Raw genomic sequence first — 13537 nt, 5'->3', positions numbered from 1 at the left:
GGCTAGCGGTGGCGTCCGGCCCGGGCGGGCGCGGCTAGGCCGGGCACCTGTTCGCGCAGGACCTTGCCGGGCACCTCCTCCAGTTCGGAGCGCAGCAGGGTTCCCAGCTGGAAGGGGCCATAGGACGTGCGGATCAGGCGGCTGACATGCAGGTTCAGCCCGCGCATCACCTTGCGGATCTCGCGGTTCTTGCCTTCGCGCAGCGACACGGTCAGCCAGGCATTGTCGCCCTTGCGGGAATCCAGCCCGGCCTCGATCGGGCCGTAACGCACCCCTTCGAACACGCTGCCGCCGGCCAGCGCCTTCAGCCGGGCCTCGTCCACCACGCCGAAGACCCGCACGCGATAGCGCCGGATCCAGCCGTTCGACGGCAGTTCCAGCCGCCGGGCCAGTTCACCATCATTGGTCAGCAGCAGCAGCCCCTCGCTGTTCAAATCCAGCCGTCCGACGCTGATGACGCGGGGCATGCCCGCCGGCAGCGACGCGAACACCGTGGGCCGCCCTTCCGGGTCGCGATGGGTCGTCACCAGCCCGTCCGGCTTGTGATAGCGCCACAGCCGCGTGCGCTCGGGCGTTTCGATCACCGCGCCGTCCGCCTGCACGATGTCGCCGGGCCCCACGAAGGTCGCCGGATGGGTGACCACCTCGCCGTTCAGGCGCACGCGCCCTTCCTCGACCATCCGCTCGGCATCGCGGCGGCTGGCCACGCCCGAGCGCGCCAGCCATTTGGCGATCCGTTCGCCGCGGTCGGGGTGTGGGGTGTCGTCTTGGTTCATCGTCTGGATCCCGAGGCGTCGGTCAGGGCAAGAAAGAGGCGTGTATCGGCGGGGGATATGGCGAATTCCGGATGCCATTGCACGCCCAGGCAGAAAGGATGGGCGGGATATTCGACCGCCTCGATGATACCGTCGTCGGCTGTCGCGCAGACCACCGCGCGCCCGGGCGTGCGGACGGCCTGGTGATGGGCGGAATTGACCGCCAGGCGGGCCGCGCCGGTCACGCGCGCCAGCAGGGTGCCGGGGACGATGTCGATTTCATGGCCGGGCTGGTCGCGGGGGTTGGGCTGTTCGTGCGCCAGCGCCCCGGGGCAGGCGTCGGGAATATGCTGGATCAGCGTGCCGCCCAGCGCCACCGCCAGAAGCTGCTGCCCGCCGCAGATGCCCAGCACCGGCATGTGCCGCGCGATCGCCGCCCGCGCCAGCGCCAGTTCCGCACCGGTCCGGTTCGCCTTCAGGGTCACGGCGGCATGGCGCGCGCTGTCGCCATACAGGGCTGGGTCGACGTCGAACGCCCCGCCGGTGATCACCAGCCCGTCGATCCGCGCCATGATGTCGTCCGTCAGCGCCGCATGGTGCGCCAGCGCCACCGGCACCCCGCCCGCATCGGCGATGGCATCCATGTAGTTGCGGCGCAGCGCATACCACGGATAGCGCGAATAGGCCCCGCCGTCGGGGGCGCCGTCCTCGCTGTCCAGGGTCACGCCGATCAGGGGGCGGGATCGGGTCATCCCGCCTGACCTAGAGGAATATCGCGGTGAAGGAAATCGCCCCGGCGTGCCGGGCGGAAAATCCGGGCTCAAGGGGTGGTCAGGCAAACTCCTTCACAATCCCCACCGTGCGATCCAGCCCGGCGTCCGTCGTGAACACATGCGGGGCCAGCCGGACGATCGCGGGCAGGCCGCGCGCCGCCATCTCCAGCGGCGCATAGGGCGCGGGCACGACGCTGGCGGTCACGCCGCCCTGCCCCAGGCGCTTCACGATGTCGGCCCCATCCAGCCCGTCGATGGTGAAGCTCACGATCCCCGACAGCACCGCCCCCCGGTCATGCAGGCGTACGCCGGGCAGCGCGCGCAGCCCGTCACGCAGGCACGTGGCCCGATCGGCGATGCGGGTCCGAATGAACGGCAGGCCTAGTGTCAACGCGCCCTCGATCGCGGTGGCCAGCCCCAGCCGCCCCGCGATGAAGGCCTCGCCCCCTTCGTACCGGCGCGCATCCTCGCGTCCCGCGCCGAACTGATCCGCCATGACGGCCTGGGTGCGCGCCAGGAACCGGCGGGACGCATACAACACGGCGGTGCCCCGGGGGCCGCGCAGCCATTTCCGCCCGCTGGCCACCAGCCCGTCGCACCGCAGCGCATCGACATCCACCGGCAACTGGCCCAATGCCTGGCAGGCATCGACCAGATGCACCGCCCCGATCTCCGTCGCCAGCGCCCCGAGTGCGTCCGCCGGATTGACCAGGCCGCCCGTCGCCGGGCACCAGGTCGTCAGGACCAGCCGCGTGCCCGGCCGCACCGCCGCCCGCGTCGCCGCGACGTCGGTCTCGCCCTGCGCGTCCGTCGCCATCACGTCGACCGAAACCCCGTCCAGCCCCCGCAGCATCGCCAGCGTCCCGCCCCAGCAGGCGCGATCGACCAGCACGCGGTCCCCTGCCCGCAACCCGACCGACAGCAGCAGGGCACGCAGTGCGCCGTTGCCGCTCTCGACAAAGGCGATTTCGTCCGGCCGGGCGCCGATCAGACGCGCGGCGTGGCCGTAGCCGGCGTCCAGCCGCTCCCGCGCTTCGGCCGCCGCCCAGGGCGCGCCCCGTTCGGCCTCGCGCAGCAGATGACCTGTCACCGCCTCCAGAACGGGGGCCGAGGTCAGGCCGCAGGCCGCATTGGCCAGGTAGACGCCCGTTTCAGCCCGCGCGGGCGCGATCCAGCGTGTCGTCGGATCGGACATCGTTTTCCTCCATGATGGGGTTTCCTCCGTGATGGGTGGGGGATCGGGGTCCAGGGCCTCAGGCCCTGGTGGGTTCGGGCAACCCTCGGGCGGCGAAACGTCGCGCCCCGGCCACGCAGCAGACGACACCCGCCGCCGTCAGCACCAGCGGCCAGCCGATCGCCTCATGCAGAAGGGCAGCCGCCAGGGCGAAGGCCAGGAATGGTTGCAGAAGCTGCACCTGCCCCACGGCGGCGATCCCGCCCAGGGCCAGGCCGCGATACCAGAAGACGAAGCCCACCAGCATGGAAAACACCGTCACATAGCCCAGCCCCAGCCACGCCGCCGGCGGGATGCCGCGCAGCGACGGCGGGCAGAGCACCAGCGCCACCAGGGCCATGGGCGGGGCCGCCACCAGCAGCGCCCAGCAGATGACCTGCCAGCCGCCCAGCCGGCGGGCCAGCGCGCCGCCCTCGGCATAGCCCAGTCCACACAGCAGCACCGACGCGCCCATCGCCAGGTCGGCCGTGCCGAACCCGCCGCCGCCCTGCAGGGCCGCCATCAGCACCACCAGCCCCGCCCCGCCGGCCGAACACAGCCAGAACGGCGGACGGGGGCGCTCGCCCCCGCGCAGCACGCCGAAGAAGGCCGTCGCCAGCGGCAGCAGGCCCAGGAACAGGATCGAGCGCGACGCCGTCATATGCCGCAGCGCCATGGCGCTGAGCAGCGGAAACCCGATGACGACGCACAGCGCGACCGTCACCAGCGGCCAACCATCCGTGCGGGCCGGGGGCGATGCGCGCATGCCGGCCAGGAACAGCGCCCCCAGCACAGCCGCCAGAGCGGCCCGCGCGGCGGTCAGGAACACGGGGTCGAACCCCGTCACGGCCAGCTTCGTCGCGGGCATCGACCCGCTGAAGATCGCCACGCCCACCAGGCCGCAGATCCATCCTTCGGTCGTCTTGTTCAGTGCCATCGCCTGTCTCCTTTCCCGCAATCCTTTTGCGGCAGGAGGGGACAGGCTTTCCAGAGACAGTCCGGTACGATTATCTTGTACTGTACCGATCAAGGATACAGTACGGAATGGCACAGGCGGCAGGACAGATCGGGCTTTGCCCGAACCCACCCGTTATCCCGGATCGGGGGCCTGAGGCCCTGGACCCCGATCATAAAACGACTGGGTTTCCAAAGGGCGATGCCCTTTGGCGGGTTTCAGGGCAGCGCCCTGAGGCGTGCCATTCGTTAGGCGGATTGGTGTAAGGATGAATGACTCCCAACCCCGGGACGGCACGCGCGTGGCGCGGATCGTCCATGAAGTCCGCCATCGTATCGACCGCCGCCAGTTGACGCCGGGCGCGCGCCTGCCGTCGATCCGCCTGATGGCGGAAACGATGAAGGTCTCGAAATCCACGGTGGTGGAGGCCTATGACCGCCTGGCCGCCGAAGGCGTGATCCGCGCGCGCGCCGGCGCCGGCTTCTTCGTGACCGCGCCGCTGGCGCCCCTGTCACTGGATATGGAACCGGCACCCCGCGACCGGGATATCGACCCGCTGATGGTATTGCGCCAGTCGCTGGAGGACGCCAGCCGGCGGATCGCCCCCGGCTGCGGCTGGCTGCCCGAAGCCTGGATGCCGGAGGACGCCATGCGCCGCGCCCTGCGGACGATCGCCCGCACCGGTGACGGATTGTTCGAGTACGACGCGCCCCTCGGCCTGCCGGCCCTGCGCCGCCTGCTGGCCCGGCGCATGGCGGACCATGATATCATGGCCGCTCCGGCACAGATCCTGCTGACCGATTCCGGCACCCACGCGCTGGATCTGGTCTGCCGCTATTTCCTGCGGCCGGGCGACGCGGTGATGGTGGACGACCCGTGCTATTTCAATTTCCACGCCATGCTGCGCGCGCATCAGGTGCGGGTCGTCGGCGTGCCCTACACGCCGGATGGCCCCGACCTGGACCGTTTCGCGGCTCTGGCGACGGAGGCCCGGCCCCGGCTCTACGTCACCAATTCGGCGCTGCATAACCCGACGGGCGCAACGCTGTCGCCGGTCACGGCGCATCGCGTGCTGAAACTGGCCGAAGCCCATGACCTGATCATCGCCGAAGACGACATCTTCGCGGATCTGGAAGACACCCCGGCGCCCCGCCTTGCGACTTTCGACGGTCTGGACCGGGTCATTCGCATCGGCAGCTTCTCCAAGACCATCTCGGCCTCGCTGCGCTGCGGCTATATCGCCGCGCGGCCGGACTGGATCGACGGGCTGATCAACCTGCGGGTCGCGACCGGCATTTCCGGCGGCCGTGTGGCCGCCGAACTGACGCATATGGTCCTGACCGACAGCGGCTACCGCCGCCACCTGACCGCCCTGCGCCCCCGCCTGGCCCGCGCGATGACCACCACCATCCGGCGGCTGAAGGCGATCGGCATCACGCCCTGGCTGGAACCCACAGCCGGCATGTTCCTCTGGGCCCGCCTGCCGGACGGCTGCGACGCCACCGACCTCGCCCGCCGCGCCCTCACCCACAATATCGTCCTCGCCCCCGGCAACGCCTTCAGCGCCAACGGCGCGGCGGGCGGCTTCATGCGGTTCAACGTGTCGCGGATGGAGGGTGCGGAAATCTATGAAAGCCTGTCCGACCTGATGCACCAGACGGTTTCGGAACGGGCTTCCTGAATCCTTCGCGTGTCATGAAATCGGCGAGGCATCGGCTTGCGGTTGGGGCTGCCCCACATGAACATTCGCTGCGCTTTCGGATATGAAACTCTCAATAGCGGACGGTGGCGTCAGGTGCCTGCTGACAGCTACCGCCTCCATCCTGGACGCTTACGCAGGCGATTGGCTTTCGGTAAAGCGGACATATATGCCTGTACGAAAATCGTCTTTCGTTCACTTATTGGTGGGTCCGTCTCATGGATTGGTTTGGAATTATGTGTTCCACACTTTCGACGAGCGTTCTCAACTGCCGCTTGCCGGCCGAACGCTGCATGGCATGGACATCCGCCTTGCTGAAGACCATCACGGTTCTGGCCTTTACTGGCGTAGTCATTTCCGCAGCCGGGACTGCCTTCGGTCGTGACCTGCCGCCGATCGCCGAATGTATCAGTGCTGCGACCGTGCTGCCGCTACTGGGGGGAGTAGGAGACAGTCCCCTGGTGGAGGCGAAATTCGACGGTATGCGCGGCGCACTATTTGTGTCCCCCCAATACGGAAAATTTCTCGTAAGAAATGTATCTGACAATTTCTGGTTCGCCGACGATGGTTCGGTGACCGCTATTGGGATCGACCGGCAACGGGAGTCGGCGGAGTTGACGCACCTCGATCGTCTCCAATTCGGAACACTTGAGCTTCACGACCTGAAGGCGCTCATCGTAGAGCGCGCTTTCCCGGTGCGTGTCGATGGATTGCCCATTGTGGGCATCATCGGCCGCGAGTTTCTCGACGAGTATGGGTTAATCGAGCTAATTGATATCCCTCACAGGAAGTTGGCGTTCTATCATTGGGATCACGATCGATGTGGCTCTTCTGCGCGATTGCTGGGGGCAGATGCTCACGTTGCGAATTTGTATGAAGATGACGCCGTCGACGGGACGATCGCGGGGAAAAAGGTAAGGATTCATTTCGACCCAGACCTTGGTAGAGATATGCTGCCTCTGAATGAGGCAAAGAGATTAGGCTTTACCGAAAGGGCGCTTAAAATGCGACCTCAGGTCATGCTCGATTTCGTGGGAGCGAATCATGGCTATCTGAGTGAAAAGGTAGCTGTATCGGTTGCCAACTTTGACCTGCCACGGCAGGATTTTCTCATTACAGAAAATATTGAGAGAATATCATTGGGATGGCAATTCTTCCAGAAGAGAACGGTCATGTTCGATTTTAAATATCGGACATTCGGAACGGTGGACGTCAGCGACCCCGAACCGCTTCCACCTGCAATGCATCTTCATTTCGATTCTTATAGCATCACCAACGTCGGGGTGCGTGAAAATACGGGAACATTCTATGGCCCTGATCAGAAATAATGATGCGAAGCAGAATGACTACTTTTCTTATCTTCCCCCTTGAGAGCGGACATTCCGCTTACCCCCCAGACCGGCCGCCCGAATGCAATTGGGTTACGTCCGCTTACGGGATTCATATTTGAACACACACAGACGGCCTGCACAGGCGCAAAGCTGAATGAGAAATTTCGGACCGCCTGAGGCATGACAAGGGTATTGCCTGTCAGCAAGCACTCGCAGCCCTGATCCTTGCCATCGCGTTTCCAAAGTCGCTCGATGCGGGCGGGATACGCAACAGGTGCGGGGGATTGTGTGCCAGGCGCCGTGGGGTTAAGTCCCGTTCATGAGCACCTCCGCACCCGCCTGCCCGCAATGCACCCTGGAAGAGACGCACGTCGAAGGGGCGAACCATGTCTGCGAGGTCTGCGGTTATGAATGGCCTGCCGACATCGCCGAAGCCGCATCGGCCGAAGATGTGGTGCGCGATGCCAATGGTGTCATACTTGCTGATGGCGACACGGTCGTTGTTATCAAGGACCTCAAGGTGAAGGGGTCCTCGACAACGCTGAAGGTGGGCACCAGGATCAAGAATATCCGTCTGCGCGGCGGCGACCACGCGGTTGAGGCCGGCAGCTACATGCTCAAGGCCGAGTTTCTGCGGAAGGCGTAAACGCGCGTGCTTCTTGCGCCTTCCTGCCCGCATCCACCCATCACGCCTCCGGCCGCGACCCCGCGATAAGAATATCCACCAGGCGCTTGGCGCTGGCCTCCCATCCGGGGTCGGAGGCGATGTTGGCGACGCCGACCAGGGCGCGCAGCAGGTCGATGGGATCGAGGTCGGGGCGCATTTCGCCGCTGGCGACGGCGCGGGCGACCAGGTCGCGGATTGCGGTCTTCATGCTGTCGCCCGACGCGGCGTAAAGCGCGGATGGCCCGCCGACGAGCGAGTTGAGCGCGGGTGCGATCACCTGCTTGGCCGCGATGTAATCGACAAACAGCCGCATCCAGTCGCGCAGGGCCTCCAGCGGCGGATGTGTCGCGGCCAGATGCCGGGCCGCCGCGCCCAGCCGTTCGACCTCGGTGCGATAGACCGCCTCGATCAGCGCGTCGCGGGTCGGGAAATGACGGTACAGCGTGCCGATGCCGACCCCCGCGCGGCGGGCGATCTCATCGAACCGCACCTCCGTCTTGCCTTCGGTGAACGCGGCCTTGGCGGCGGCGATCAGCCGTTCGCGGTTGCGTTGCCCGTCGCTGCGCGGCCGGCGTCGCGCGCTCTTGTCCTCGGCCAAGCGGTTCCCCCTTGTTAAACGGAGCAATCCTCCGTATATGAATAAGCGGAGAATATCTCCACATAACGCGCATGGCGCCGCCCTTCGACGCGCATGCCGCGTATCCATATTCCGGACAGATCACGGAGGCCATCATGGCAGACGAATTCGGCGCGACCTCGACGACGGACGAGGTGCTGGCGGGCGTGACCCTCGCCGGCAAGCGCGTGCTGGTGACCGGCGTTTCGGCCGGGTTGGGGATAGAGACCGCCCGCGCGCTCGCCGCCCATGGCGCATATGTCGTCGGTGCGGCGCGCGACCTGCAAAAGGCCCAGGCCGCGACGGCACAGGTGCGCGCGGATGCGCGACAGGGCGGCGGCGGGTTCGAACTGGTCGAACTCGACCTTGCCCGGCTGGCCAGCGTGCGCGCCTGCGCGGATGCATTGAACGCCAGGGCCGAACCGTTCGATCTGGTCATCGCCAATGCCGGCGTCATGGCGACACCGTTCGGCCACACGGCGGATGGGTTCGAAACGCAGTTCGGCACCAACCACCTTGGCCATTTCGTGCTGGTCAACCGGATTGCGCCGCTGATGCGCACCGGCGCGCGGCTGGTGAATCTGGCCTCGTCCGGTCATCGCTTTTCCGATGTCGATCTGGACGATCCGAATTTCGAGCATACGCCCTACGACCCGTTCGTCGCCTATGGGCGCTCGAAAACCGCCAATATCCTGTTCGCGGTCGCCTTCGACCAGCGGCATCGCGCCCGTGGCGTGCGCGCGACGGCGGTTCATCCCGGCGGCATCCAGACCGAACTTGCCCGCCATATGGACCCGGCCCAGCTCGAAGCGATGGTCGCGCAGATAAATCAGCAGCGCGCCGCCAATGGCGAGCCGCCCTTCGCGTGGAAGACCATCCCCCAGGGCGCCGCGACATCCGTATGGGCGGGGGTGGTCGCGCCGGCCGAGGCCATTGGTGGCCGCTATTGCGAGAACTGCCATGTCGGCACGATCGTACCCGACGACGTGACGATCAGCGCGATCAGCGAGGGCGTGCGCGCCTATGCCCTCGACCCGGCGCATGCCGAGGCCCTGTGGAGCCGCAGCGAGGAAATGGTCGGCGAGCGTTTCTGAACCGCGAGGCACAAGGGGCCTTGCCCCTTGGACCCTCTCAAAGGCATCGCCTTTGAAATCCCGGCGTCAAGGCAATCGGGGTGCGCCGATCAGCCGTCGTAGACGACTGAATGCGCACTCGCGGTCAGCGTATGGTGACCCATCAGTTCCGGTTCGCAGGCCGAAAAACCGATCACGATTGCCGCGGCGGCCAGGATCAGCGTGAGTGTATTCATCGTCTTCCTCCTGTTCATATCGGTTTCGATTGTTACAGGAAACGTTACCCAGATTGCGGCAAGGGTGTCACCCGGTTTCCTGTCTGTCCAGCAAAATCAATATCTTTCCCGGGATCGCGGCCTTCGCATCGTATCCGCCGCCGCAGGCGCCTGTAACATGTTGTGATCGCGCCCCGTCATCGCCACGGGCGCATGGACCGGGTGCCTGCGGTATGGATCGAACGTCCGCGGCCCGATCCGGGTTGCACGATGCGGGAGGGATGAATCCTGGTTTTCTGCTGTCTCCGCCCGGTGCGCGATGAGTCCTGACAGTCCGCCCCGCGACCCGCGCGACCCGATGTCGATCGCGATGGACGAGGCCCGCGCCGCCGCCGCGCGGGGCGAGGTTCCGGTAGGGGCGGTGCTGGTGGGGCCCGACGGCACGGTGCTGGCCCATGCCGGCAACGCGGTGGAGGCCGGGGACGATGCCTCGGCCCATGCGGAAATGCTGGTCATGCGCGCGGCCGCCCGGCGGCTGGGCGGCCCGCGCCTGGCCGGCTGCACCCTGGTCGTGACCCTGGAGCCCTGCCCGATGTGCGCGGCGGCGGCGGTGCATTTCCGCGTCGGGCGCATTATATTCGGGGCCTACGACCCCAAGGGCGGCGGAGTGGAACACGGGCCGCGCCTGTTCGCCCGCCCCGACTGCCTGCATCGCCCTGAATGGATCGGCGGCGTGCGCGAGACCGAGTCCGCATCCCTGCTGCGCGGTTTTTTTGCTGGCCTGCGCGGCCGATGATTTGCGGCCGGCGTGCAGTTAACGCATCTTTCATCGGCAGGTAGGGGTGGTGTGCGGTCCGGTATCGCACGCTGCCGATGACGACAGTGGAATCGGGGCGGATCGCCGGTCTGGCCGCCCCGGCAACAATCAGGAACGCTATGTCTGACGAGTTTCAGCCGAATTCTTTCCCCCGCGTCCGTCGGCTGCGGGCAGGGGTGCTGGCCGCGCTGGTCGCGGGCACCGCGCTGGGCGGCGCGGCCGATGGGGCTCTTGTCGCGCGCGCGCGCGCCGACGACACCGGTGTGATCCGGCCCGACACGCAAATTCAGACGCTGCCGAATTTCGTCAACCTGGTGAAGCAGGTGAAGCCCGCGGTGGTGTCGATCACCGCCAGCCTGCGCGCCGACGCCGTCGACGACGAAGGCGGCATGGACGGGCAGCCCCAATCCCCGTTCCCGTTCCCCTTTCCGTTCCAGATGATGCCGCAGCAGCAGCAGCGCCGCACGGTCGAGGCCCGGGGGTCGGGCTTCATCATTTCGGCCGACGGCTTTGTCGTGACCAACAACCATGTGGTGAAGGGCGCGACCAAGGTCACGGTGACGCTGGATGACGGCACGACCCTGCCGGCCAAGATCGTCGGCCGTGATCCCAAGACCGATCTGGCGCTGCTGAAGGTGACGTCGCAGGGCAAGCTGCGCTTCATCGAACTGGGCGATTCCGACAAGATCGAGCCCGGCGAATGGGTGGTCGCGGTCGGTAACCCGTACGGGCTGGGCGGCACCGTGACGGCGGGCATCGTCTCGGCACGCGGGCGTGATATCGGCGATGGCCCGTATGATTCGTTCATCCAGGTGGACGCGCCGATCAATCGCGGCAATTCCGGCGGCCCGCTGTTCACCCAGGACGGCAAGGTCGTGGGCGTGAACACCGCCATCCTGTCGCCCTCGGGCGGCGGGTCGATCGGCATCGGTTTCGCCATCCCGTCCGACGTGGTGAAGAACGTCGTCTACCAACTGGAAAAGACCGGCCACGTCACGCGCGGCTATCTGGGCGTGGTGGCGCAGCAGATCACGCCGGCGATGGCCAAGGCGCTGGGCCTGAAGGCCGGCGGGCAGGGCGCACCGCCCAGCGGCGCGCTGGTCGCCAGCGTCAGCAACGGCAGCCCGGCGGAAAAGGCCGGGATCAAGGCCGGCGACGTGATCACCGCTCTGAACGGGCAGAAGATCGATACCCCGCACGATCTGGCGGTGAAGGTGGCCTCGGTGGTGCCCGGTACCAAGGCGACGCTGGGCTTCGTGCGGAATTCCGCCGAACAGACGGCCTCGGTCACCATCGCCAACCTGTCGGGCGCCGCGTCGCCGGACGGCTCGGTGGGCGACAAGAACGAGGGCGGGCCGCGCCTGGGCGTCTCGCTGTCGCCCCTGACGCCGGACCTGCGCCAGCAGCTTGGCCTGGACGGCACGGTGCGCGGCGTCGTCGTCAGCGACGTGCAGGCGGGCTCGGCCGCCGAACAGGCCGGAATCCATGCCGGCGACGTCATCCAGGCCGTGGGCAACAAGCCGGTGGAAAACCCCGGCGCCACCGTAACCGCCGTCCGCGCGGCGCTGAAGGCCAACCAGTCGGTGCTGCTGCGGATCCTGCGCAATGGGCAGAACATCTTCGTGGCCGTAACGCCGGGGTCGGGTGACGAGGGCGACAGCAACGGCGATTCCGACGATAACCAGTAACCGCCGGCGGTAAGGGAAGGTCGGGCTCTGCCCGACCCCGGCAAGGGCCTCGGCCCTTGCCTCCCATTCGTTTCATGAAGTGCTGGAAATGAGCCGGACCTGATGTCGCAAGCCGTGTCAGGCAACCAGAATCTCTGGAGAGCCGTTTTCGACGACAAACCTGTCCGCCGTCCGCACCTTTCCGCCCGGTTTGTCGGTATGCGAAATCAGCCGCGTTTCCACCCACATACGCGTGGGCGTGAAGGTGCATCTCAGATACCCCCGGTGCAGAGAATCATAATGCTGGACATGCGGATTGTCCGGCAGTGCATTTCTGATGGGTGCAGCGAGTGGCTCCGGCCATAGGGAACTGATTGAGGTGCCCAGAAACTCCGGCATCACCCCCGACCGCGGATCATCGCCGGCGCGACGCACAACCCGTGATATCAGGGTGGAATGAAGATCGCCGGACAGCACGACGGGGTTCGGTGTCCGGTATCGCTGGAGTGTATCCAGGATCCGTCGGCGATTGGCGTCATAGCCGTCCCAACTGCCCAGGTAGCGATAAACGTCATTGTCGTGGCGCATGTTGATCGGCGACATCATGACTGTCGAGCCGATAACATTCCAGCGTGCCGGCACATGGCGAAGTCTGCCGGTCAGCCAGGTCTCCTGAGACCAACCGAGCATTGTGCGGCGCGCATCGGCGGCGGCCGGGCAGGCCTGTTCATAAACCCCGAAGCCGAAACGCGGGTCCGAATGATCTTTGCAGATCGTCTCGTCGCCACGGAACTGCCGCGTGTCGAGCAGATTGAGCCGGACAAGGCGGCCGAGATCCATTCCGCGATAAATCCGCATCGACGGGGGCTGCGCCGGATGGCGCACAGGCAGGAATTCGTACCACGCCTGATAAGCCGCCGCACGACGCGCGAGCTGGGCAGGGTCCCGTGAATCCTGTTCCAACGCGTCGTGATTGTCGGGCAGCAAAACGAACGGCAGGGATTCATGCGCGGCAATCAGAGCTGGATCAGTCCGATAAAGCGCATGCCGCGCCCTGTACTCCGCCAACGTCATCGGGAGGCGGGACATCTCGTGCCGGCGAACGCCGCCTCCCCGCGTCACATCATAGATGTAATCCCCGAGGTGCAAGACGAAATCAGGGTCGTCTTCCACGATACCCCGGTAGGCATCGAAATAGCCGTTTTCCCAATTCTGGCAGCTCACCACGGAAAATTGCGCCGAGGCCGGATTTTGATCCGGGGACGCAAGAGTCTTGGTGCGCCCCACCGGACTGCGTTCTCCCCCGAGATAAAATCCATAATGATAGGTCTGCGCCGCCTGCAATCCCTGGACATGGACATGAACGCTGAAACCCAGGGCCGGTCGCGCCAGAGCCAGTCCTGACTGGACGACGTGCACGAGATCCCAGTCTTTGGCGATGACCCATTCTACCTGGATGGGATTGTGGGAGATGGGTTCGGGGTCGAACGCCGATCTTGCCAGGCGTGTCCAGAGTACGACGCCCGATGCAGAGGGATCTCCGGACGCCACCGAAAACGGAAAGCTGGTGTGTTCAGAGGCAAAAGCACGGCGCAAGGGCCCGCACAAGGCAGGGGCGGCCAGGAGGCCGAGCCCGACGGACCGTCTTGTCGGAAGATGTCGGGCGGCTCCGGAAACCGATTTCATCTCGTCATGAGCCGCCGCCAGAAGTTGCGCCGGGGTCTCGCCAGGAAGGGGCGTGTCGTGGTCGCTCACC

At 66.2% G+C, this 13537-nt stretch carries 13 protein-coding genes; 6 read left to right on the top strand and 7 right to left on the bottom strand.

Annotated elements, in window-relative coordinates; translation table 11 throughout:
• Positions 1 to 2: 2 nt before the first annotated feature.
• From HLH34_RS04655 to HLH34_RS04640, 4 genes are all read right to left on the bottom strand, one after another.
• Positions 3 to 776 (bottom strand): pseudouridine synthase, encoded by a 774-nt coding sequence (locus tag HLH34_RS04655; RefSeq protein ID WP_183118442.1) that lies wholly within the window; start codon positions 774 to 776, stop codon positions 3 to 5.
• Positions 773 to 1507 (bottom strand): gamma-glutamyl-gamma-aminobutyrate hydrolase family protein, encoded by a 735-nt coding sequence (locus HLH34_RS04650; RefSeq protein WP_183118441.1) that lies wholly within the window; start codon positions 1505 to 1507, stop codon positions 773 to 775. The genes HLH34_RS04655 and HLH34_RS04650 overlap by 4 nt, the downstream gene beginning before the upstream one ends.
• Positions 1508 to 1586: 79 nt before the next feature.
• Positions 1587 to 2723, bottom strand: a complete 1137-nt coding sequence (locus tag HLH34_RS04645; protein WP_183118440.1) for an aminotransferase class V-fold PLP-dependent enzyme — start codon at positions 2721 to 2723, stop codon at positions 1587 to 1589.
• Positions 2724 to 2781: 58 nt separating this feature from the next.
• Positions 2782 to 3678 carry a DMT family transporter gene (locus HLH34_RS04640; protein WP_204737833.1) on the bottom strand — a complete coding sequence of 299 codons (897 nt, stop codon included), beginning with the start codon at positions 3676 to 3678 and terminating at the stop codon, positions 2782 to 2784.
• 286 nt (positions 3679 to 3964) lie between these two features.
• Here HLH34_RS04640 and HLH34_RS04635 point away from each other — a divergent pair, with 286 nt between their 5' ends.
• From HLH34_RS04635 to HLH34_RS04625, 3 genes are all read left to right on the top strand, one after another.
• Complete coding sequence (locus tag HLH34_RS04635) at positions 3965 to 5377, top strand: aminotransferase-like domain-containing protein (RefSeq protein WP_183118439.1); 1413 nt, start codon at positions 3965 to 3967, stop codon at positions 5375 to 5377.
• 329 nt (positions 5378 to 5706) lie between these two features.
• The gene (locus HLH34_RS04630; protein ID WP_183118438.1) at positions 5707 to 6723 is read left to right on the top strand and encodes a hypothetical protein; all 1017 of its coding nucleotides are present in this window, start codon (positions 5707 to 5709) and stop codon (positions 6721 to 6723) included.
• 322 nt (positions 6724 to 7045) lie between these two features.
• Positions 7046 to 7372 (top strand): zinc ribbon domain-containing protein YjdM, encoded by a 327-nt coding sequence (locus HLH34_RS04625; RefSeq protein ID WP_183118437.1) that lies wholly within the window; start codon positions 7046 to 7048, stop codon positions 7370 to 7372.
• Between the two features lie 40 nt (positions 7373 to 7412).
• On the opposite strand, the gene HLH34_RS04620 is transcribed toward HLH34_RS04625, so the two are convergent.
• On the bottom strand, positions 7413 to 7991 hold the full coding sequence (locus HLH34_RS04620) for a TetR/AcrR family transcriptional regulator (RefSeq protein ID WP_240161956.1): 579 nt from the start codon (positions 7989 to 7991) through the stop codon (positions 7413 to 7415).
• Between the two features lie 134 nt (positions 7992 to 8125).
• On the opposite strand from HLH34_RS04620, the gene HLH34_RS04615 reads away from it, so the two are divergent.
• Positions 8126 to 9103, top strand: coding sequence for an SDR family NAD(P)-dependent oxidoreductase (locus HLH34_RS04615; protein ID WP_183118435.1), 978 nt, complete (start codon positions 8126 to 8128; stop codon positions 9101 to 9103).
• 89 nt (positions 9104 to 9192) lie between these two features.
• Here HLH34_RS04615 and HLH34_RS19595 read toward each other — a convergent pair whose 3' ends face one another.
• A complete protein-coding gene (locus tag HLH34_RS19595) occupies positions 9193 to 9318 on the bottom strand; it encodes a hypothetical protein (RefSeq protein ID WP_264784396.1) in 126 nt (41 codons plus the stop codon).
• A gap of 298 nt (positions 9319 to 9616) precedes the next feature.
• Here HLH34_RS19595 and HLH34_RS04610 point away from each other — a divergent pair, with 298 nt between their 5' ends.
• Both HLH34_RS04610 and HLH34_RS04605 read left to right on the top strand, forming a co-directional pair.
• Entirely contained in the window at positions 9617 to 10093 is a 477-nt protein-coding gene (locus HLH34_RS04610) for a nucleoside deaminase (RefSeq protein ID WP_183118434.1), read from the top strand.
• Positions 10094 to 10233: 140 nt separating this feature from the next.
• Complete coding sequence (locus HLH34_RS04605; protein ID WP_183118433.1) at positions 10234 to 11802, top strand: Do family serine endopeptidase; 1569 nt, start codon at positions 10234 to 10236, stop codon at positions 11800 to 11802.
• A 117-nt stretch (positions 11803 to 11919) separates the two neighbouring features.
• On the opposite strand, the gene HLH34_RS04600 is transcribed toward HLH34_RS04605, so the two are convergent.
• Positions 11920 to 13536, bottom strand: a complete 1617-nt coding sequence (locus tag HLH34_RS04600; RefSeq protein ID WP_183118432.1) for an alkaline phosphatase D family protein — start codon at positions 13534 to 13536, stop codon at positions 11920 to 11922.
• Position 13537: the final 1 nt, after the last annotated feature.

The sequence above is a fragment of the Gluconacetobacter azotocaptans genome (assembly GCF_014174355.1).
Taxonomy (GTDB): Bacteria; Pseudomonadota; Alphaproteobacteria; order Acetobacterales; family Acetobacteraceae; genus Gluconacetobacter; species Gluconacetobacter azotocaptans.
This window is presented reverse-complemented; position numbering and strand designations above follow the sequence as displayed.